The sequence below is a fragment of the Thiocapsa marina 5811 genome, assembly GCF_000223985.1.
Taxonomy (GTDB): Bacteria; Pseudomonadota; Gammaproteobacteria; order Chromatiales; family Chromatiaceae; genus Thiocapsa; species Thiocapsa marina.
This window is the reverse complement of sequence record NZ_AFWV01000001.1, coordinates 173,070-193,716: the sequence shown is the minus strand read 5'-3', so window position 1 is coordinate 193,716 and position 20,647 is coordinate 173,070. Positions and strand designations below refer to the sequence as shown.

At 65.1% G+C, this 20,647-nt stretch carries 16 protein-coding genes and 1 tRNA gene; 12 read left to right on the top strand and 5 right to left on the bottom strand.

Annotation, left to right across the window (positions count from 1 at the left end):
• Positions 1-5 precede the first annotated feature (5 nt).
• The 8 genes from sdhA (at position 6) to THIMADRAFT_RS00820 (ending at position 9,573) form a co-directional block, all read left to right on the top strand.
• Positions 6-1,769: a succinate dehydrogenase flavoprotein subunit gene (gene sdhA, locus THIMADRAFT_RS00855; RefSeq protein ID WP_007191051.1), complete on the top strand. Its 1,764-nt coding sequence runs from the start codon at positions 6-8 to the stop codon at positions 1,767-1,769.
• 185 nt (positions 1,770-1,954) lie between these two features.
• Positions 1,955-2,647 (top strand): succinate dehydrogenase iron-sulfur subunit, encoded by a 693-nt coding sequence (locus tag THIMADRAFT_RS00850; RefSeq protein WP_007191050.1) that lies wholly within the window; start codon positions 1,955-1,957, stop codon positions 2,645-2,647.
• A 40-nt stretch (positions 2,648-2,687) separates the two neighbouring features.
• A complete protein-coding gene (locus THIMADRAFT_RS00845; protein ID WP_007191049.1) occupies positions 2,688-2,975 on the top strand; it encodes an FAD assembly factor SdhE in 288 nt (95 codons plus the stop codon).
• 149 nt (positions 2,976-3,124) lie between these two features.
• On the top strand, positions 3,125-4,210 hold the full coding sequence (locus THIMADRAFT_RS00840) for a cytochrome-c peroxidase (protein ID WP_007191048.1): 1,086 nt from the start codon (positions 3,125-3,127) through the stop codon (positions 4,208-4,210).
• 240 nt (positions 4,211-4,450) lie between these two features.
• Positions 4,451-4,915, top strand: a complete 465-nt coding sequence (locus THIMADRAFT_RS00835; protein WP_007191047.1) for a protein YgfX — start codon at positions 4,451-4,453, stop codon at positions 4,913-4,915.
• A gap of 252 nt (positions 4,916-5,167) precedes the next feature.
• Complete coding sequence (gene polA / locus THIMADRAFT_RS00830; protein ID WP_007191046.1) at positions 5,168-7,885, top strand: DNA polymerase I; 2,718 nt, start codon at positions 5,168-5,170, stop codon at positions 7,883-7,885.
• 511 nt (positions 7,886-8,396) lie between these two features.
• Positions 8,397-9,101, top strand: a complete 705-nt coding sequence (locus THIMADRAFT_RS00825) for a glycosyltransferase (RefSeq protein ID WP_007191045.1) — start codon at positions 8,397-8,399, stop codon at positions 9,099-9,101.
• A 115-nt stretch (positions 9,102-9,216) separates the two neighbouring features.
• Positions 9,217-9,573: a PilZ domain-containing protein gene (locus THIMADRAFT_RS00820; RefSeq protein ID WP_007191043.1), complete on the top strand. Its 357-nt coding sequence runs from the start codon at positions 9,217-9,219 to the stop codon at positions 9,571-9,573.
• A 97-nt stretch (positions 9,574-9,670) separates the two neighbouring features.
• On the opposite strand, the gene THIMADRAFT_RS00815 is transcribed toward THIMADRAFT_RS00820, so the two are convergent.
• From THIMADRAFT_RS00815 to THIMADRAFT_RS00805, 3 genes are all read right to left on the bottom strand, one after another.
• Complete coding sequence (locus tag THIMADRAFT_RS00815; protein ID WP_007191042.1) at positions 9,671-11,056, bottom strand: TRAP transporter large permease; 1,386 nt, start codon at positions 11,054-11,056, stop codon at positions 9,671-9,673.
• Positions 11,049-11,624 carry a TRAP transporter small permease subunit gene (locus tag THIMADRAFT_RS00810; RefSeq protein ID WP_007191041.1) on the bottom strand — a complete coding sequence of 192 codons (576 nt, stop codon included), beginning with the start codon at positions 11,622-11,624 and terminating at the stop codon, positions 11,049-11,051. Before THIMADRAFT_RS00810 ends, THIMADRAFT_RS00815 begins: the two co-directional genes overlap by 8 nt.
• 135 nt (positions 11,625-11,759) lie before the next feature.
• Positions 11,760-12,110 carry a DUF2782 domain-containing protein gene (locus THIMADRAFT_RS00805; protein WP_007191040.1) on the bottom strand — a complete coding sequence of 117 codons (351 nt, stop codon included), beginning with the start codon at positions 12,108-12,110 and terminating at the stop codon, positions 11,760-11,762.
• 174 nt (positions 12,111-12,284) lie between these two features.
• Between THIMADRAFT_RS00805 and THIMADRAFT_RS00800 the strand changes: the two genes are divergently transcribed.
• Both THIMADRAFT_RS00800 and THIMADRAFT_RS00795 read left to right on the top strand, forming a co-directional pair.
• Positions 12,285-14,300 carry a UvrD-helicase domain-containing protein gene (locus tag THIMADRAFT_RS00800; RefSeq protein ID WP_007191039.1) on the top strand — a complete coding sequence of 672 codons (2,016 nt, stop codon included), beginning with the start codon at positions 12,285-12,287 and terminating at the stop codon, positions 14,298-14,300.
• 176 nt (positions 14,301-14,476) lie between these two features.
• Positions 14,477-14,553, top strand: a tRNA-Arg gene (locus THIMADRAFT_RS00795).
• A gap of 472 nt (positions 14,554-15,025) precedes the next feature.
• Here THIMADRAFT_RS00795 and THIMADRAFT_RS00790 read toward each other — a convergent pair.
• The gene (locus tag THIMADRAFT_RS00790; protein WP_007191038.1) at positions 15,026-17,233 is read right to left on the bottom strand and encodes a hypothetical protein; all 2,208 of its coding nucleotides are present in this window, start codon (positions 17,231-17,233) and stop codon (positions 15,026-15,028) included.
• Between the two features lie 135 nt (positions 17,234-17,368).
• On the opposite strand from THIMADRAFT_RS00790, the gene THIMADRAFT_RS00785 reads away from it, so the two are divergent.
• Together THIMADRAFT_RS00785 and THIMADRAFT_RS00780 are read left to right on the top strand one after the other, a co-directional pair.
• Positions 17,369-18,217: a damage-control phosphatase ARMT1 family protein gene (locus THIMADRAFT_RS00785; protein WP_007191037.1), complete on the top strand. Its 849-nt coding sequence runs from the start codon at positions 17,369-17,371 to the stop codon at positions 18,215-18,217.
• Positions 18,218-18,458: 241 nt separating this feature from the next.
• The gene (locus THIMADRAFT_RS00780) at positions 18,459-19,163 is read left to right on the top strand and encodes a response regulator (RefSeq protein WP_007191035.1); all 705 of its coding nucleotides are present in this window, start codon (positions 18,459-18,461) and stop codon (positions 19,161-19,163) included.
• A gap of 120 nt (positions 19,164-19,283) precedes the next feature.
• Here THIMADRAFT_RS00780 and THIMADRAFT_RS00775 read toward each other — a convergent pair whose 3' ends face one another.
• On the bottom strand, positions 19,284-20,570 hold the full coding sequence (locus THIMADRAFT_RS00775) for an Lcl C-terminal domain-containing protein (RefSeq protein ID WP_007191034.1): 1,287 nt from the start codon (positions 20,568-20,570) through the stop codon (positions 19,284-19,286).
• Positions 20,571-20,647 lie beyond the last annotated feature (77 nt).

Genomic DNA, 20,647 nt, shown 5'->3' with positions numbered 1-20,647 from the left:
CGGGCATGGGAATTCCAACACGTCATTTCGACGCGCTCATCATCGGTGCCGGCGGCGCGGGCCTGAACGCAGCACTTCAGCTGGCCGGAGCGGATCTGCGCGTCGCCGTCGTCTCCAAGGTCTTTCCGACCCGCTCGCACACGGTCGCAGCCCAGGGCGGGGTGAACGCCGCGCTGGCCAACGTCTTGCCGGACTCCTGGCACTGGCACATGTTCGATACCGTCAAGGGTTCGGACTATCTCGGTGACCAAGACGCCATCGAGTTCATGTGCCGCGAGGCCATCCCGACGGTCTACGAGCTCGAGCACGCGGGCGTGCCCTTCTCGCGGCTCGACGACGGCAAGATCTACCAACGTGCATTCGGGGGGCAGAGCCAGAACTTCGGCGGCGATCAGGCGGCGCGCACCTGTGCCGCGGCCGACCGTACGGGTCACGCGATCCTACACACCCTCTACCAGCAGAACATCCGTGCGCGGACCCATTTCTTCGACGAGTTCTTCGCCATCGATCTGGTGCGGGATGCCGAAGGGGTGATCTGCGGCGCGCTGGTGCTCGAGATCGAGACCGGCGAGCCGCTCCTGATCGAGTCCAAGGCGACCCTACTCGCCACCGGCGGCTGGGGTCAGGTCTTCCGAACGACCTCGAACGCGCACATCAACACCGGCGACGGTGCCGCGATGGCCTTGCGTGCCGGCATCCCGCTGATGGATATGGAGTTCTTCCAGTTCCACCCGACCGGCATCGCCGGCAAAGGGATGTTGATCACCGAGGGCACGCGCGGGGAGGGCGGTTATCTCATCAACAAGGACGGGGAGCGCTTCATGGAGCGCTACGCCCCGCGCGCCAAGGACTTGGCCAGCCGCGACGTGGTCTCGCGTGCCATCGTCACCGAGGTGAAGGAGGGCCGCGGCTGCGGCGAGAACGGCGACTACGTGATGCTCAAGCTCGACCACCTCGGCGAGGCGGTCATCTCCAAACGTCTCCCCGGTATCCGCGAGTCGAGCCAGATCTTCGCGGGCGTCGATCCGGTCATCGAGCCCATCCCGGTCTTTCCGACCGCTCACTATGCGATGGGCGGTATCCCGACCGACCGCTTCGGGCGGGTCGCCATGCCGGCGGGTCACGGCTCCGAGGAGGTCGTGGTCGGCCTCTATGCGGCCGGGGAGTGCGCTTGTGCCTCGGTGCACGGGGCCAATCGACTGGGCGGGAACTCGCTGCTCGATATCCTGGTGTTCGGCCGTTTGGCGGGCAAGGACATCATCGAGTATGTCCGCGAGAACCCCTATCAACGCGCCGCCGATTCCGCGAGCCTGGAGCAGGCCATGGGCCGTCTGGGGCGTTGGGAGCAAAGGGGCGACGGCCCCACGGTCGCACAGCTGCGCGCCGATTTTCGCAAGTGCATGGAAGATCACGCCGGCGTCTTTCGGACCGAGGAGATCATGACCGAGGGCTACAACAAGCTCTGCGAGCTGCGCGAGCGTCTCCCCGAGGTGCGTCTGACCGACCAGTCCAAGGTCTTCAACACCGCCCGGATCGAGGCGTTGGAGCTGGAGAACATGATGGATGTCGGCATGTCGATCGCCGTCTCGGCACTGCATCGCCAAGAGAGCCGAGGTGCCCACTCGCGTCCCGACTATCCCGCGCGCGACGACCAGTCCTGGCTCAAGCACAGCCTCTACTACCGCGAGGGCGATCGCATGGACTACAAACCGGTGCGCACCAAGCCCCTGACGGTCGAGTCTTTCCCGCCGAAGGAGCGGGTTTACTGAGCGGAATGGTTCAGTCGATCAAACATGTTTGAACCGCAAAGGCGCAAAGGGCGCGAAGACGGTGACTCTGTTGCTCTCATCCCGGGGTTCGCGCCCTGGCCGGGAGCCGCGAAGAACCCGCGACGCCAAGACCCTTTGCGTCCTTCGCGCCTTGGCGGTTCCAATTCCAGAAAGCAGGATGAGCCATGAAGATCAGCGTCTACCGCTACAATCCGGACACCGACACCAAGCCACGGATGCAGGACTACGAGGTCAAGACCTTCCAAGGCATGATGCTGCGCGATGCCTTGCTCGAGGTGAAGAAGCAGGACGAGACCTTCAGCTTTCGCCACTCCTGCGGCGAGGGGGTTTGCGGCTCGGACGGGGTCAACGTCAACGGCCGCAACGTGCTCGCTTGTATCACGCCCATCGGCGAGCTGAAGGAGCCGATCCAGGTTCGCCCATTCCCGGGCCGTCCGGTGATCCGTGACCTGGTCGTCGACATGACCCAGTTCTACGAGCAATACCGCGCCGTTCAGCCTTATCTGGTGCGCAAGGATCCGCTTCCCGAGCAGGAGATCCTCCAGTCACCGGAAGAGCGCGACAAGCTCGACGGGCTCTACGAGTGCATCCTCTGCGGTTGCTGCTCGACGGCCTGCCCGTCCTTTTGGTGGAATCCGGAGAAGTTCCATGGTCCCGCGGCACTGCTGCAATCCTGGCGTTTTCTCGCCGACAGCCGCGACCAGGCGACCGAGGAGCGGCTGGATGCGCTTGACGGTCCCTACAAGCTCTTCCGCTGCCACAGCATCATGAACTGTGTCGAGGTCTGTCCGAAGGGGCTCAATCCCACTCGGGCCATCGGCAAGATCAAAGATCTGATGCTCGACAAGGGTGTCTAGCGCTCCGGTGGCGACCGAATCGACATCGGAGTCCGCGGCCGTGACCGAGGCTGCCCGGGAGGCGTCGAGCACGGAGCTCGAGATCCGGCGGCTGCGCTGGCAATGCCGGCGCGGCATGTTGGAGCTCGATCATCTCCTGGATCGCTTCCTCGATCTCGGCTACCGAGGGTTGAGTCAGGCGCAACGCCTCGCCTTCGTGCGCCTGCTCGGCGAGCAGGATCAGCGGCTCAGCGACTGGTTTATGTCTCGCACGCAACCGCCGGATACCGAGCTGAGCGATCTCGTTCGGCACATCGTCGAGGTCGTGCGTGAACGACACGGCGGCTAGACCGACTTGCAGGGATAGAGTATCGATCGCATCATCTCCTCGCCCGTGAACGGCGCGACCACTCGGGTTCGAAGGCCCGACCCGGTAGCCTCTCGCTTGACGAGACAAGAGCCGCATGCAAGGCCGACCATTACTGGAGGAGAGAACGCATGATCGATATTCGCTATCCCATCGCCGGGCTGATTGTGGCCACGTCCCTGTGGATCGTCTACGACCGCAGGGACGAGAGCGTCGAACCGCCTGTTCCCGATCAGACATCGATCCCGGTTGCGCAGCCCGCCGCCCCGACCGAGGCTGCGGCCCCCGAGCCGCCCGCCGCGCCCGTTCGCCCGTCCGCCTTGCCCCCGATGGTCCATCCGGACGACAACCCCGCGACACCCGGGAAGATCGCGCTCGGCAAACAATTGTTCGTCGATCCGCGTCTTTCCGGTAGCGGCACTATGGCGTGCCAAGGCTGTCATTACCGTCATCTCGGCTGGACTGACGGTCGCGCCTTCTCGCCGAAGGACAACGGGGAGCTGAACACGCGTCATACCCCGTCGCTGTACAACACGGGTTATCAGACGGCCTGGTATTGGGATGGACGCGCGACCAGCCTCGAGGGACAAGTGTTGGCGGCCTGGAAGGCCCAGATCAACGCCGATCCGGAGCAGGTCGCACCGCTCATCCAGGCGGTCCCGGGATATGCCGCCCAGTTCGAGACCGTCTTCGGCGGACCGGCCACACCCGAGACGATCGTCAAGGCGCTGGCCGCCTATCTGCGCACCAAGAACAGCGACGATTCGCCCTGGGATCGCTACGAGGCGGGTCAGGCGGGCGCGGTGACGCCGGACGCCATCGCCGGACAGGCGCTCTTCGTCGGCAAGGCCGGATGCGTGGCCTGTCACGCCCCGCCTTACTACGGCAACAGCACCTTCTACAACATCGGCCTCGAGCATGGAAAGGACACCCCCGACCCCGGTCGATTCAAGGTCACCAACGACGAGGCCGACCGCGGTGCATTCAAGACGCCCTCGTTGCGCTCCGTCGCCTCGAGCGCACCTTATTTCCACGATGCCAGTGCGCCGACGCTCGAGCTGGCGATCCGTTACATGGCCTCCGGCGGCAATCCGGATCCGAACAAGTCCGAGCTGCTTGTCGATCGCGGCCTGAGCGATGCGGAGATCTTCCAGCTCGGCGCCTTCCTGCGCGCGCTCACGAGCCGTGAGACCTGGGACATGCCCGAGATCCCGTGATCCGGGCGGGTAACCCTTCGGGAAACCGCCTTTTGTTCGCGAGACCAACCGGGTGGACGAGCGAGCGAAGTCCGCCGAGCCCTCCGCCGGCCCGAGCGGACCGCGAGACGCTCGTCCGCCCCATCTTGCGAGCACCGAAGTCGCCTTGTTTTCGATCTGCAACGCGCTCGATCGGAGCATGACGGCGAGGCGCGACTCCGATGCGGCACACCCTCTCGAGCGCGATTGATCAGGTCTTGAATGGGCTCTCACCGCGAACGGCCGCCGCTGATGATCTGCCCGGGGTTTTCTCGGCGGTTCGCCGGGTTCGTCGGTCTGACGCATCTCGCGGCGGCAGCCGTGATCCCGCTGCTCGGCAATGCTTCGATCTGGTTGCTCGTGTTGATTCCGATTGCCCTGAGTGCGCTCTACATCGGCTATGTCGATGTCCTGCGGCGTGCGCCTTGGTCCATCCATTCGGTCCGCTGGGAGCCGGACGGGACCTGGCGGATCCGTTTCGTCTCCGGTGCCGAGCGCGAGGCGCGCCTGTGTCCAGCCACCTTCGTCAGCCTCCCGCTCGTCGTGCTCAGCTTCCGTCTTGCCGTCCTGCATCGCCGCTCGCTCCCGGTCTTCGCCGACGCGCTCGACCCGGATCAGCTGCGCCGCCTGCGCCGGCAACTCCGTATCGAGGGTGCGGCGGGGGATCGTGCCTCCGATCTGACGTGACGGCGGCCGGCGCGGGGTGTTCGGCCGCACGCCCGCGACGCTCCGAGTGAGCGAGGGCCAAGATGGCGTCCGGCCGGGGGCAGCGGCCGTCCGCCGCCGGAGCCGTGGCGTGCGCTTCGAGCGTTGACTACAGACGGGCAACAGAAGGCTGCCGCCGGTGAAATTCCGTGCGGAGGCGCTCGATCGAGGGTCGCACGCGCGCTGCTATGCTACCGTTGCTCCTATTGATCCGCCTCCCCCGACGAGACCCTCATGGCGACACGCTACCCTTTGATCCTGGTCGATGCCTCCGGCTACCTGTTTCGCGCATACCATGCACTCCCGAAATTGACCAACTCCAAGGGCGAGGCCACCGGCGCGCTGATGGGTGTCGTCAGCATGCTGCGCAAGCTCATCGAGGAGCATCGTCCCGACTATATCGGTGTGGTCTTCGACGCGCCGGGTAAGACCTTTCGCGACGACATCTATCCCGAGTACAAGGCCAATCGTCCCGCCATGCCGGACGAGCTGCGCGAGCAGATCCTGCCGCTGCAGGAGGTGATTCGGGCGATGGGTCTGCCGCTGCTGGTGGTCCCGGATGTGGAGGCCGACGACGTCATCGGCACGCTCGCGACCCGCGCCGCGGCACAGGGCATCCCGACCCTGGTCTCGACCGGGGATAAGGACATGGCGCAGCTCGTCGGCGAGCATGTCACGCTGGTGAACACCATGACGGATACGGTGTTGGATCCGGCCGGCGTGAAGGAGAAGTTCGGTGTGCCGCCCGAGCGCATCGTCGACTATCTGAGCCTGATGGGCGACAGCATCGACAACATTCCGGGCGTCGACAAGTGCGGCCCCAAGACCGCCGCCAAATGGATCGCCGACTTCGGAGATCTGGACGGCGTGATCGCCAATGCCGAGACGATCAAGGGCAAGGTCGGGGAGAACCTGCGTGCCGTGCTGGATCGTTTGCCTCTGTCGCGCGAGCTGACCACCATCAAGCGCGACGTCGCGCTCGACCTCGAGCCGACGGACCTGCGCCCGAGCGAGCCGGATCGCGAGACCCTGCGCGGTTGGTACGAGCGCCTGGAGTCGCGTCGGCTGCTCGCCACACTCAAGGACGCGGACACCGCGGTCGACCCGAACGGCGCCGAGACAGCGACGGGGTCGACGTCGAGCCAGGACTACGAGGTCGTCCTCACCCGAGACGCCTTCGAGGGTTGGGTCGAGACGCTGCGGAGCGCCGATCTCTTCGCCTTCGATACCGAAACGACCGACCTGGATTACATGCGCGCGGAGCTGGTGGGCCTCTCCGTCTCGGTCGAGCCGGGCACGGCCGCCTATGTCCCGGTCGCCCACATCTACCCGGGGGCCCCGGATCAGCTCGATCGCCTGGAGGTTTTGGAGCGCCTGAAGCCGCTGTTGGAGGATCCGCAGCGTCGCAAGGTCGGCCAAAACCTCAAATACGACATGAGCATCCTGGCCCGCTACGCCATCGAGCTGCGCGGCATTGCGCACGACACCATGCTCGAGAGCTACGTGCTCGACAGCACGGCGACCCGCCACGACATGGACTCGCTGGCCAAGAAATACCTGGACCACGATACGGTCCATTTCGAGGACATCGCCGGCAAAGGCGCCAAGCAGCTGACCTTCGACCAGATCCCGTTGGAGCAGGCCGGACACTATGCCGCGGAGGATGCGGACGTGACCTTGCGCCTGCATCGCGCACTCTGGCCCCGCTTGGAAGCGGTCCCGAGCATGGCCGCACTCTACCGGGACATCGAGATCCCCCTGATCCCCATCCTCTCGCGGATGGAACGCCACGGGGTGCGGATCGACCCGGACCTGCTCGCCGTGCAAAGCGGGGAGCTTGCCAAGCGTATCCAGGAGATCGAGGCCCGGGCCTACGAAACGGCCGGTCGGCGCTTTAACATGGGCTCGCCCAAGCAGATCGGCGCCATCTTCTTCGAGGAGCTGGGCCTGCCGGTGGTCGCCAAGACGCCGACGGGCGCGCCGTCGACCTCGGAGTCGGTCCTCGAGCAGCTCGCCGCCGACGGCCATGCACTGCCGGATCTGATCCTGCAGCACCGCAGCCTCTCGAAGCTGAAATCCACCTACACCGACAAGCTCCGCCAGATGGTCAATCCGCAGACCGGGCGGGTGCACACCTCCTACCACCAGGCGGTGGCCGCCACCGGCCGACTCTCATCGAGCGACCCGAATCTGCAGAACATCCCGATCCGTACCGACGAGGGCCGCCGCATCCGCCGCGCCTTCGTCGCCGAGTCCGGGAACCGACTGCTTGCCGCCGATTACTCCCAGATCGAGCTGCGCATCATGGCCCATCTCTCGGGCGACGAGCGGCTCCTCGCGGCCTTTGCGAGCGGGCTCGACATCCACCGCGCGACCGCCGCCGAGATCCTCGGGCTCGAGCCCGAGGCGGTTACCGGCGAGCAACGCCGCTCGGCCAAGGCGATCAACTTCGGGCTCATCTACGGCATGTCCGCCTTCGGCCTCGCCAAGCAGCTCGGTATCGAGCGGGGTGCGGCGCAGGAATACGTCGATCGTTATTTTCAGCGCTATCCCGGGGTCAAGGACTTCATGGAGCGCACCCGCGCCAAGGCACGCGAGGACCGCTATGTCGAGACGCTCTTCGGGCGCCGGCTCTATCTCGCCGAGATCGGGCACAGCAACCAGGGCCGGCGCGCAGCGGCTGAGCGGACCGCCATCAACGCCCCGATGCAGGGCACGGCGGCCGACATCATCAAGCGTGCCATGATCGCGACGGACGACTGGATCCAATCCGAGCAGCCGCCGGTGCGGATGATCATGCAGGTGCACGACGAGCTGGTGTTCGAGATCGCCGCCGATGCGGTCGAAACGGCCGGTGCGCGCATCCGCACGATGATGGAGTCAGCCGCGGACCTGGCTGTGCCCTTGATTGTCGATATCGGGGTAGGGGATAACTGGGACGAGGCCCATTGACCCAAATCGCGCCCGAGGTCATCCATGCCGGTTTCGGGTATGCGTAGGCTCGTCGTTGCAGGGTGCCCTGGCGGAGCGCGATTTGGATTAAGATTTTGGTATTAAGCTGCTGAAAAACCTCTATTGATATATCGAACAAGTACGGCTGTCTTGCCGTACCCGGGACATCGCAGCGCTGAATGTCGCAGAGCTTGGTTTTACGCGTCGAACACCCAAGGAACTTACTCAGGTGTACCGGGTCACATTTGCCGAGCGCATCGGGGTTGCCTATCCCCCCTGAGGGCAACCCCACTACCCGGCATCCCCCAGCCGGGGAAGCGATTACCCCGGAGTCCCGACCCCTGGACTCCGGGGTTTCTTTATCCGGGTTTCCGGACCGATGCCCCATGGGCTTATTGGCCTCGCGCTCGATTGGGTCTCCGATCCAACCCCATCGTGTCATCAGCTTGACATGACGCCGCCTTAAACTCGACCGACGGCCATTTTGCCGTGCGAGACGGGATGAACGCGAATGCTGCCGGCCGAACTGACACTGATCGTTCCGACGCGCGACGAGGCCCACAATATCCGGCAGTTTCTGGCGTCCGTTCCGGCGGAAATCCGGCTCATCGTCGTGGATGCGAGCCGGGACGAGACGCCGGATCTGATCGAGACCCTACGTCCGGAGCGCACGATCGTCCTGCGCGAGCCCGGCTCGGTCACGCAAGCGAGACAGCGCGGCGCCGATCTCGCACGGACCGACTGGCTGCTGTTCAGCGATGCCGATATCCTTTTTCCGCCGGATTATTTCGACAGGCTCGCGGCACTTTCCGGGAGTGCGGTCTACTACGGACCGAAGCTTTCCCGAGGTCGCTTCCGCCACTATTACAACCGCATTGCACGCGCCCAAGCGCTCAGCCATGCCTGCGGATTTCCTGCCGCGTCCGGCTCGAATCTCCTGATACGGCGAGATGCGCTCGCGTGCGTGGACGGTTTCGATATGAGGCTGACCTGCAACGAGGACTCGGAGGTCGTCTGGCGCATTCGACGAGCAGGCTTTCGGGTTTCGTTCCAAAAGGATCTGGTCGTCCATGCGACCGACCATCGCCGAATAGAAAGCAGCAGATTACGCAAGACGCTGCATTCGATCATCCGCTGCACTTTGCTCTATACGAATCTGATGCCTGTGAAATATCGGACCTATGACTGGGGCTATTGGCAGCATCGCGATGGCTGATGAAGACGGCGGCGTGCTCGATAAGGTTCATCAATCCGTCATACGACCTCAACCGATTCGTCAAGTCGAGCCTCTACTATCCCGCGAAACCGAAGAACGAGGGGGAAACCATCCAATGACCATCGAACGCCGCTACTGCGCCCGACACCCGATCGACCTTCCTGTGTCGATCCGCTACCGTAAACGCCGGTTCATCTGTGCCCATGCCTGCAACATGTCCAATCAGGGCATGTTCCTGGAGGTCCGCAATCTGACGCTTCCCACCGGTATCCTGGTCGAGCTCGAGCTCGAATGTCTCGGCAAGGACTGGCTGATCCCGGCGCTCGTGGTACACCATCGCGGTTCCGGCATCGGCGTGATGTTCCGAGATCCCCAACCCGCCCTCTACCAGGCTTTGACCCGAGATCCTGCTCGACAGCTTCCGCCTCCGCAGGCTATCGGTGCAAGCGGCCATCGATCGAGCGTGCGCTGATTTCCGGATGGTGCAGCCGCCCACCAAGCGGCTCGCTCGGACCACAAACCGCGTCCAGGCGATTTGATGTGTCCATGGCCCTTTGCGGGGGCGCGGTTTAGGAGGCATAGACCAACCCGGGTAACCAGGTGGTCAAGGCGGGCCAAAGCGCAAGCAGTCCAAGGACGAGCAACTGGATCAAGATAAAGGGTGCGACGCCCTTGTAGATGTCGACCGTCGTGATCTCGGGCGGAGCCACCCCGCGCAGGTAGAACAGCGAGAAGCCGAACGGCGGCGTGAGGAAGGAGGTCTGGAGATTGATCGCCATCATGACCCCGAGCCAGACCGGATCCAGCCCCATCGCAAGCAGGACGGGACCCACGATCGGGACCACCACGAAGGTGATCTCGATGAAGTCAAGGATGAACCCCAGCAGGAACATCACCAGCATCACCAGCGCCACCGCGCCGAACGTCCCGCCGGGCAAGCCGGTGAGGAACTCGGTGACCAGGTCATCGCCGCCGAATCCGCGGAAGACCAATGAAAAGATCGCAGCACCGATGAAGATCAAGAACACCATGCTGGTCACCATGGTGGTCTGACGCACGACCTCACGCAGTGTCGACAGGGTGAGCCTACCCCGGCTCGCGGCCAGGATGAGCGCGCCGACTGCGCCGACCGAGGCCGCCTCCGTGGGAGTCGCAAACCCGCCCAGGATCGAGCCCAACACCGCCACAACCAGAAAGAGGGGCGGGATCAGTACCGAGATGACCCGCCAGGCAAGGGCGGTGCCGTCGACCGGTCGATCCTCGCGCGGCATGGCCGGGACTGACTCGGGTCGAAAAACCGCGACACCCACGATGTAGAGGATGTAGAAACCGACCAGCATCAATCCGGGTACCAATGCACCGACGAACAGGTCGCCGACGGAGACGGTCTCCGGCGACCAGATGCCCATCTCCAATTGCGCCTGTTGATAGGCGGAGGAGAGCACGTCCCCGAGCAGCACCAGCACGATCGACGGCGGGATGATCTGACCCAGGGTTCCCGACGCACAGATGGTCCCGGCCGACAAGCTCGGCGAATAACCGCGTCGCATCATGATCGGCAACGACAAGAGCCCCATCGTCACCACCGTCGCTCCGACGATTCCGGTACTCGCCGCCAGCAACATGCCGACCAGGGTCACGGAGATCCCGAGCCCGCCGCGTAAAGGACCGAACAGCATCGCCATGGTATCGAGCAGACTCTCGGCCACCCGCGAGCGTTCGAGCATCACCCCCATGAAGACAAAGAGCGGAACCGCGATCAGCGTCTCGTTGGTCATGACGCCGTAGAGCCGGTTGGGCAGCGCCTCGAGAAACGCCGGCTCGAACAGCCCGAAGGCCTCGCCGACCAGGGCAAAGGCAAGCGCGGTGCCCCCCAAGGACAGAGCCACCGGGTAGCCGGCCAGCAGGGTGGCGACAACGCCGACGAAGAGCAGAACAGGCATCATCTCATGCACGACCGATCTCCCCGTCGACGGACGGCAGGGCCTCGTCCATCCCGGCCAGGAAGAGCCAATTGCGCACGGCATTGGACAGGCCCTGCGCCAACAGCAGGACCGGCATGATCAGGATCAGGCTTTTCAACAGATAGACCGCCGGCAGGCCGCCGGTCTCGCGCGAGGCCTCCTGAACACGCCAGGATTCCGCGACATAGGCCCAACCGAGCCAGATGATCAGGATGCACACGGGGATCAGCAGCAGAAGGGTGCCGATCAGATCCACCCGCGCACGGCCGCGACGCGAGAGCCGCTCGTAGAGGATATCGACCCGCACATGGCCGTTGCGCCCCAGCGTATAGGCGATACCGAGCATAAAGAGGACGGCATGCATGTAGGTCACCGACTCCTGCAACGCAATCGAGCCGATGTCGAACGCATAACGCAAGACCACCACGGCGAAGGTGACCAGCACCATGCCAAGCGAAAGCCAGGTCGCCCATTCGCCGATCTGTCGGACGACGGCGTCGATCCGATCGGCGAGCACAAGCAGGCGGGTCCGGCCTCCCGGTCGGGGATGGTTCGTCATAGGGGGCTCCAGGCGTCTGTATCGGGCAAAACAGGCGACTCGGACGAGACATCAGATCGGGCCGAACGGCGCCGGCGGCTCGGCCGTTCGCGGACTCGAGATCGACATGTCAACCGGATGCCGCTCGATCCGACTTCAATTCCATTCAAACAGCACCCACTGCGGGATCGAGACGTTGTTCGCCGCATTCTCCTGCATGTCCAGGATGCCGTCGCCGTTGGTGTCGAAAAGAAAGTAAGGCGGTCCGAACTGGGGTTGGATCCGGACCATGTAGAGCACCCCGCGGACCCGGTACTCGTAGATGACCTCGTCCCCGGATTCGATGATGGTGATCTCGGGCTCCACCGGCTCGCCGGTGACCGGAGACGGAATCACCGTCGGCGCCTCCAGAAAGCCACCGCCGGCAGCCGCCGGCTGCTCCTCTTGCGCGTGCGCCATCCCGAGGCAAAGCATCAGCGGGATCGTCAGCAGGATCGTTCTCGTCACGGGACCACCATCTGACCGTCGATTGAAAGACCTGCATGGTAGTACGAACGCACCCGGATTGCCTCATCCGCAGGTGCGCTCGACCGAGGCCGATAGGGTATCTTTGTCGGCCCGAACCGGAGGCGGCCTCGCGCGATGCGAGCACGGGATCGCCTTCACCCGAAAGGATCCCGCATGACCGGACTCAATCCGCGACAACTCGAGGCCGTGCACTACACCGCCGGGCCGCTCCTGGTCCTGGCCGGTGCCGGGTCCGGCAAGACCCGCGTGATCACCCGCAAGATCGCCCACCTGATCGGCCCGGGCGGGATCTCGCCCCGCCACATCTGCGCACTGACCTTCACCAACAAGGCCGCGCGCGAGATGCGCGAGCGGGTCGGCAGTCGGATCAAAGGCGCCGAGACGCGCGGCCTGACCATCTCCACCTTCCATACCCTGGGTCTCGACATGCTGCGTCGACACCCGCAGCCTGCCGGACTGCGCCCGCGCTTCTCGCTCCTCGACGCCCAAGACGCCGAGGCCCTGATCAAGGAGCACCTGCGCCACACCAAGGGCGGCGACGCCTTCAGCCCCGCCGCGATCCAACACCGCATCTCGCGCTGGAAGAACGACCTGGTCGACCCCGCGCAGGCCGCCAGCCGTGCCGAGGACGACTTCGAGGCCCGACTCGCCGCGTTCTATGCCGATTACGAACGCAGCCTGCGCGCCTACAACGCGGTCGACTTCGACGACCTCATCCTGGGCCCGGCGCGAATGCTTGCCGAGCACCCGGAGCTGCGCGAGACCTGGCAAGGACGGATCCGCTATCTGCTGGTCGACGAATACCAGGACACCAACGGGGCACAATACGACCTGGTCCGTCGCCTCGTCGGCCCGCGCGCGGCCTTCACCGTGGTCGGCGACGACGATCAATCCATCTACGCCTGGCGCGGCGCACGGCCCGAGAATCTCGCCCGGCTGCAGACCGACTATCCGCATCTGAAGGTCATCATGCTGGAGCAGAACTACCGCTCCAGCGCGACCATCCTCGGACTCGCCAACACCCTGATCGCGAACAACCCGCATGTCTTCGAGAAACGGCTCTGGAGCGAGCATGGTCCGGGCGAGCCGCCGCGTGTGCTGCACTGCAAGGACGAGGGCCACGAGGCCGAGCAGGTCGTCTCCGAGATCCTGCACCTGAAGTTCGCCGAAGGGGCCGAGTTCGGCGACATCGCCATCCTCTATCGAGGCAACCATCAGGCGCGCCCGTTCGAGAAGGCCCTGCGCGAGCACAACGTGCCCTATGTCCTGAGCGGCGGGACGTCTTTCTTCGCCCGCGCCGAGGTGAAGGACCTGATGGCCTATTTGCGCCTGATCGCCAATCCGCAGGACGATGCCGCCTTCCTGCGCATCGTCAACACCCCGCGGCGCGAGATCGGCCCGACGACCCTGGAGAAGCTCGCCAACTATGCACGCGAGCGTGGTATCCATCTGCTTGAAGCCTGCGGCGAGCTCGGTCTCGGCGAACATCTGAGCGAGCGCCAACGCGAGCGCCTTCAAGCGTTCAGTGCACTGGTCTCCGAGCATGCCCGACGCGGCGAAAGCGACCCCGTCGGGACCATGCGCACGCTGGTCGAGACGATCGACTACGCCTCCTGGCTGCGCGAGCATGCCTCCAGTCAAGCGGTTGCCGACCGCCGTTACGCCAACATCACCGATCTGCTCGACTGGCTCGGCGCACTCAAAAAGGGCGAGCTGCAAGAGAAGACACTCGCCGAGATGGCGACCCATCTCACCCTGTTGGACGTCATGGAACGTCAGGACGAGGACGAAGGCGGCGACCGGGTCAGCCTCATGACCCTGCACGCCGCCAAGGGCCTGGAATTCCCCCACGTCTTCCTGGTCGGCATGGAAGAGGAGCTGCTTCCGCACCGCACCAGCATCGAGGAGGAGACCATCGAGGAGGAGCGCCGGCTTGCCTATGTCGGCATCACCCGTGCACAACGCACACTCACCTTCACACTCACGCGGCGGCGTAAACGCTACGGCGAGTGGGTGACCAGCGAGCCCAGCCGCTTCCTTGCCGAGCTGCCGCGGGATCAACTGCGCTGGGACAGCGCCCGCGACGAGACCCCCGAGAACCGCAAGGCCCGGGGCTTGAGTCATCTGCATGCGCTCAAGGGGATGCTCGAGGTCGACAGAGCAGAGTAACGCCCCCCGAGCGGTCGACCGAATTCAGACCGGCGCATATGGGTGCGCATGAGCCAGTCGTGGAAGAACCCATGGACGTCCGAGACGAATCGCAGTATATTTCAGGGTCTTCGCCAATCGAGACCGCGCCGGTATAAAATCGCGCCGCATCATCCCGGAGAGCGAAACCGCACAAAGCGCCCGTAGCTCAGATGGATAGAGTACAGCCCTCCGAAGGCTGGGGTCACAGGTTCGAATCCTGTCGGGCGCGCCAAACCCCATTCTAAACAGCCAGTTACGAAAGTGACTCGGCATCCCGCCAAGCCCTATCCTTGGGCAATGCTCATCTCCGGCGTTTTCTGATTTTGATTCCAGCACTCCAGGCCGGCAAATTCCGGGAAAACGTCCGTAGACCATCCTGGGACCACCGGCATCGGCGACGACGATCCGGCTCATCGGGTCGTATCCAGCTCTCCCTCAGGCTCCTGCGGCGGATAGTCGACCGCGGGGATGCCGGCCTCCCACCAGGATTTCCATGAAGGACTCTTGGGACAGGCCGTCAACATTCGCGGCTTGAGCAAGGGAACGTTGTCCCGCCTCGAACTGAGGTTCCCACCTTACATCGGGCGATACCTGACCACCATTGGAGCAGGCCACCACACCCGTTCCGGCGGGAGTGCTCTTCCGGCGCTTTTGGAATGGCACGGGGCTCCGCCTGAGGCGCCCTGCAAGCGACGCTCGACGGTTTATCGACGTCGTCCAAGACAAAGACCGCTGCCGTTTCCGCTGCAGATCATTCGACCACTTGCATCGTAAGCTGCGTAGGCAACCGGGATGATCCCGCGACCGCCGCATCTGTGGAATAGATCGCCGCGCCAGGTGTTGCGGCCGATCTTGCGCAGGCCGCAGTTGCGGCATCCACGGTTGGTGGAAGTCACGCGGGCGACGCGCTCGCTCGCCGGCGGATCGATGGTGACGATGTGTCGGACACGGTCGCCGTTCCAGCCGGAGGACGGATCGATGGTGAGAAGCCCGCTGCAGTCTCCGCGCATGGCGAAGGTGCCGCTCTCTTGGGGGATTGGTGCCGCGCCCTTCGGGGGCGTTTGGGCGACGACGGGTTTTGGTGGCGGCGGGCGGCACGGGCCGATCCGCTCGCCGAGCGCTCGACTGACCGGTCGCAGCGACGCAACGGACTCGCGCTTGAGGTCGCGTTCCAGGGCAACGAGTCGGGTGCAGTCGGTGCCGGCCTCGGCGAGGCGTCGGGTGTAGCGGTCGATCCGATCGCAGTCGGCGATCGGTGCCGCGATGGACTCGCGCGCCTTGGCGAAGCGCGGGTCGCCTCGGTCGGCCAGACGTGTGGCCAGCGCGCGGGCCTTGGTGCAGTCGCTGCCGATGGCCGCGATCTGCTCAACCAGCGCGTCGGCCTCGCTGCAGACCTGAAGCTCGGGTGCCAGTCGGGTGCGGATGTCGAGGAAGCGGAGGTTGTTTTTGTAGGCATCGAGCCCGTCGGCCAGTGCCCTAAGACGGGCGCAGTCGCCGTTGGCCTCGGCGAAGCGCTGCTCCAGGTCGTTCAGAGACGCGCATTGGCGCAGCGCAATGGCGAGCCTCTCTGCCACGGCGGCGAGTGGCTCGCGGTCCGGGTCATGGCGCGACAGGGTCTCGTCGAGGCCGGCGAGGGCAAGGCAATCGTCTTGCGAGCGGGCCAGCTCGCCCTCCAGATGATCGGCGAGGTCGCAGCGTGCGAGGGCCTCGTCGAGCCCTCGGCGGATCGCGCTCAAGGGTGGCCGGCTGCCATCCAGCTCGACGAAGGCGGGGGAGGTCTCGCGCGCCAGGGTGCGCAGTGCCGTGCAGGTCTCGGACGCCTCGGCGATTCGCGGGCCGAGTCTCTCGGCGAGATGGCAGGCGGCAATCGCGCGATCGAGTCCGACTCGCAGCGTTGCCAGCTCGCGTTTGGGTTCATCGAGCGTCGCGATCTCTTGCGCCGACTCGGCTACGGCAAGGCAATCGCCGGCGACCGCGTCAAGGCGTTGCGCGAGCCCATCGACCCGTGTGCAGGCCCGGATCCGCCGGTCCAGATCGGTCTTCAGGGCGCGGAAGGGTTCGCGCTCGAGGTCGTAGAAGGCAAGCTCGGCGTTCAAGGCGGGCAGATGATCGCAGGGCGGCTCGGTTGCGAGTCGTTCGCGAAAGAGCGCGGCCTCCTCGCAGATGCCGAGCTCGGTCAGGACCGCCATCCGGATGTCTGCGTAGCGCGCGTCCTCCCGATCGATCCGCTCCAGGCGGGAGGCCAGCTCCACGAGCGGCGCGACCGGGTCGCAGTGCGTGGCCAGCGCGACGGCGAGATCCTCGCGCAAGTCCTGCTCGGTCTCCTGCAACTGCCGGAGCCAGAGGCTTCCGAGACCGAGTCCCACCAATGCGAGTGCGATCAAGCCGAGAACGGGCAGGATCCACGCCGGTCGCCGCCGCGGGGCCGGCACGGTCGCGGGATCGGGCGCACCGGCCGCGCGCGGCGGGCGGCCGGGGTCAGTGCCGCCCCAGGAGATCAGGACCGGGGCGCCGCCGATCACGAAGACGGCCGCGTCGCCCGGGTAGAGGATGGCGCGCTTCAGGAGCTGCGCGGGCTCGGGATCGTCCGGCTCGCGGCGCGCCAGCTCCTCGGCGAGATGCGAGATCGCGTTCAGGTGATCGGCGAGGACACGACGCGCGGCCGCCTGCTCCTCGTCGGGCAGATCCAGTAACCGCCGTGGTTGTCCGGCCAGCGCGCTGGTCCATGTGACCGTACCCGAGCCGTCGAGGGCGATCTCGGGCCGGGCGAAAAGGGCGGCCGTTGCGCTCGGAAGATGACGTCGCAGGGTCCGGCCGAGTGCGTCGAATCGCTGCCAGGGATGATCCGGCGGCAAGGCCTCCGCGGGTGGAGTCGCGTAGACCAATGTCAGGATACGAACCGAGGGGGTCATCGCGTGCTCCCGTGCAGTCGATGTGACGTCCTCAGAGGATTCTAAACCGCGATCGGAATGATCGATGTCATTTGGTCTGGATGGGCTTCTGCGGGCAAGATCGGGGGTCGAAGTGGATAAGAGGCCAATTGCACCATGCACACAAATCTCGACTGCTATCCCTGCTTTGTGCGACAGGCGCTGAGCGCAGCGCGCCGTGCCGGTGCCACACCCGATCTGCAGCGCGAGATTCTCCTGGAAACACTGGAGCGGCTACGTGCACTGCCCCCGGAGGCGACGCCGCCGATGATGGCGGATGACATCCACCGCTTGGTGCGCATGCGCACCGCAAACCCGGACCCCTACCGAGAGGCCAAGGCCGAGGCGACCCGCGAGGCGTTGGCCTTGCGGCCCGTGCTCCGCGCGCATGTCGACAGGGCGGCCGATCCGCTCGACATCGCCGTGCGTATCGCGATCGCGGGCAACATCATCGATCTGGGCGCGGCCGAGACCTACGATCTGGACGAGACATTGGCGCGGGTGCTTGCGGCGCCCCTGGCGATCGATGGGCTCACGGCGTTGCGTCATGCGCTCGGGTCTGTAGGGGCTGTTCTCTATCTGGCCGACAACGCGGGGGAAACGGTCTTCGATCGAGTGCTGATCGAGCACCTCGACCGGCCGGTGACCTACGTCGTGAAGGGCGGCCCCATCATCAACGATGCTACCCGCGAGGATGCGCTGGCCGCCGGGATCGACCGTGTCGCCGAGATCATCGACAACGGCTCGCAAGCGCCCGGTACGGTGCTCGAGCAGTGCGCCGAGTCCTTTCGCGAGCGCTTCGCCGAGGCAGAGCTGATCATCGCGAAGGGACAGGCCAACTACGAGACGCTCAGCACCGTGTCGGCTCCGGTCTTTTTTCTGCTGCAGGCCAAATGCGCGGTCATCGCCGCCGATCTGGGGGTCGCGCCGGGTGCGCTTGTGGTCAAGGGGCCGACCTCGTCATGAACGCCGGAGGGCGATTGAAGAGCGATAGGGATCCGCCGGGGCGACGGCTGGGTTGGATCGACGCGGGTTTGGTGGATATGGCGGAGCTGATCGGGGTCGGCGCTGCGGGGGGATGAAGATGTTCTTCAGGGTGGGGTAGGGTGTTGAACTGCGCCTTACCCGGGAGCGGAGGATCGGCGAGAATAACGCCGACTGCTCCCCGATCCGGGGGCTTCGAGAGAATTCGAGGTAGATGCCCGCCATGAGTCCCGCCGCCGCCAAGACCGTGCTCATCGTCGAGGACGAGACCCCGCTCGCGGTGGTGCTCGAGGAGTACCTGCGCGCCTCGGCGATGGAGGTCGAGCGCATCGAGGATGGCGCGGCCGTGGTGCCGCGGGTTCGCGAGGCCCCGCCCGACCTTATCCTGCTGGACCTGATGCTGCCGGGGCGCGACGGATTGGAGATTTGTCGGGAGCTTCGCACCTTCTCGTCGGTTCCCATCATCATGGTGACCGCCCGGGTGGAGGAGATCGATCGCCTGCTGGGTCTGGAGCTCGGCGCGGACGACTACATCTGCAAACCCTTTGCTCCGCGTGAGGTGGTGGCGCGGGTCAAGGCGCAGCTGCGTCGCGTCGAGATGCTGACCCGGCCGGCCGGCAAGACCGATGCGCAGAGTCGCGGCGGGCTCGTGCTCGACGAGGACCGATACGAGGTGCGCCTGGACGACCGTGCGCTGCGTCTGACCGTGGGGGAGTTCCGCCTGCTCGTCGCGCTCTGCCGACATCCCGGGCGCATCATGTCCCGGACCCGTCTGCTTGACGAGCTCTACGACGACCACCGGGTGGTGACCGAGCGCTCGGTGGACTCTCATGTGAAGAACCTGCGCCGGAAGCTGGCGTCTGAGTTCGATGGGCGCCAGTTCATCGAATCGGTCTACGGTGTTGGGTATCGGTACGAGCCCGAGTGATCACGGGCGGTTCAGGAGCCATCCGGTCGAATCCAGGCGCCCCATCGAAACGACTATGCCCAAGGTGAGGACTTGGTCTCCACCTTGGGCCTGGTGTTTGTGAGCTTTGGGTGGGGCGTATCAGCGGCGACAGTGAATCGTGTAGCAGCCCTGGTCGTTGTGGATAACCTCGTGCTGGGTCTGCGGCTCGGCATCCCGGACCAGGCGCACATAGTTGAAGATCCGCTCCGGGTCTTCGCCGGCGGGCCCGTCCAGTGCCTTGGTGTCGAAGCGCACCGCACCGGCGCCATGCAAATCCTCGCCGTCGCCACCCACGGCATAACCGAAGGCCACGTACCAGCCGTAGTAGAAGCCGGGCTCGGCTGGGCTGAAGTAGGCGGACGTGCTGGACCAGAAGTACGAGTCGACGTCGGTGATGTTGAAGTAGTCCGTATCTATGGCTGGATAGCTGCCGGAATAGTCGACGATGCTCTGTAGCTCCTTCACGTTCGGCAGACGCCAGTCGCTGTAGCCGAGATAGCCCGCGGCGTTCTTCTCGACCGCGTAGGCCAGGGCGTCCCGCCAATCGACCCCTGCGTCGCTGTCGTACTGGCTCCACATGAGTTCGTTGTTGCGGTCGGTGACGGTGCCGTCACCGTTGTCGACGAATGCATTGTCGCCATAGCCGTTACCGCGTACGCAGCGCACGTACTTCGCCGTGAGTGAAGCGCCGGGGGGAGACCCTGCAACGCCGTCGGTTGGGGCCTCAACCGCGCCATCAATCGGGATATCCCCGCTGCCGTCATCGCCGCCCACCGGATAGGCCTTGATGTGTCCGGTGCCGTGATTGACGCCGAACGCGGAGTCCGACCCACCGTGGGTGGTACCCACCTCGTAGAAGTTGTTCGACCAGTATTGGAGCTGTTTGAGCTCGGGGGTCTCGTTCAGGTTGAAGAAACGGGTGTCGATGTAGGGCCAGCCGGAGGTGAAGTCGCTGATGGAGAAGAGCTCCTTCAGGTTCGGCGTGCGCCAGTCATCATGCTCGGCCAGCGACAGGCTTTCACAGTAGTCCTGCGCGTCGGACCACTCATACTTGTCGGCCGGAGGCGTCTGCTGCCACATCAGGCGGGTGAGGTTGTCGGTGACCGTGCCGTTACGGTTGTCCCTGTAGCTGGCCGCGTTGTTGGCATTCTGAGCGTCCTGGCCATGGAGGTCCTCGCCCTCGGCGGGGCAGGTGAGCTCTGCGCCATCGCTGTCATAGCAAGCCGCCTGACCGGTATCCACGACGATCATGAGCTGGCGCTCGTTGGGGGGCGGCGGGCGTGCACCGGGGAAGCTCATCCCCCCCGGCATTTGGGCGGCCGTGACGCTCAGCGGCGCGGAAAGGGCGAGTGCAACAGCGCTTGCGAGTATCGGTTTCGGGTACATGAAAATTCTCCGGTTCAGGGATTTGAAATCGGTCGTCACCGCGGCCCCTTGTCCTTGATTTCCGCCAATAGAGACGT

Coding starts and splice junctions, on each gene's coding strand:
- polA (WP_007191046.1), top strand. CDS start 5,168: ATGGCGACACGCTACCCTTTGATCCTGGTCGATGCCTCCGGCTACCTG.
- THIMADRAFT_RS00820 (WP_007191043.1), top strand. CDS start 9,217: ATGACCATCGAACGCCGCTACTGCGCCCGACACCCGATCGACCTTCCT.
- THIMADRAFT_RS00775 (WP_007191034.1), bottom strand. CDS start 20,570: ATGTACCCGAAACCGATACTCGCAAGCGCTGTTGCACTCGCCCTTTCC.
- THIMADRAFT_RS00810 (WP_007191041.1), bottom strand. CDS start 11,624: ATGACGAACCATCCCCGACCGGGAGGCCGGACCCGCCTGCTTGTGCTC.
- THIMADRAFT_RS00785 (WP_007191037.1), top strand. CDS start 17,369: ATGCACACAAATCTCGACTGCTATCCCTGCTTTGTGCGACAGGCGCTG.
- THIMADRAFT_RS00800 (WP_007191039.1), top strand. CDS start 12,285: ATGACCGGACTCAATCCGCGACAACTCGAGGCCGTGCACTACACCGCC.
- THIMADRAFT_RS00840 (WP_007191048.1), top strand. CDS start 3,125: ATGATCGATATTCGCTATCCCATCGCCGGGCTGATTGTGGCCACGTCC.
- THIMADRAFT_RS00780 (WP_007191035.1), top strand. CDS start 18,459: ATGAGTCCCGCCGCCGCCAAGACCGTGCTCATCGTCGAGGACGAGACC.
- THIMADRAFT_RS00825 (WP_007191045.1), top strand. CDS start 8,397: ATGCTGCCGGCCGAACTGACACTGATCGTTCCGACGCGCGACGAGGCC.
- sdhA (WP_007191051.1), top strand. CDS start 6: ATGGGAATTCCAACACGTCATTTCGACGCGCTCATCATCGGTGCCGGC.
- THIMADRAFT_RS00850 (WP_007191050.1), top strand. CDS start 1,955: ATGAAGATCAGCGTCTACCGCTACAATCCGGACACCGACACCAAGCCA.
- THIMADRAFT_RS00790 (WP_007191038.1), bottom strand. CDS start 17,233: ATGACCCCCTCGGTTCGTATCCTGACATTGGTCTACGCGACTCCACCC.
- THIMADRAFT_RS00835 (WP_007191047.1), top strand. CDS start 4,451: ATGGGCTCTCACCGCGAACGGCCGCCGCTGATGATCTGCCCGGGGTTT.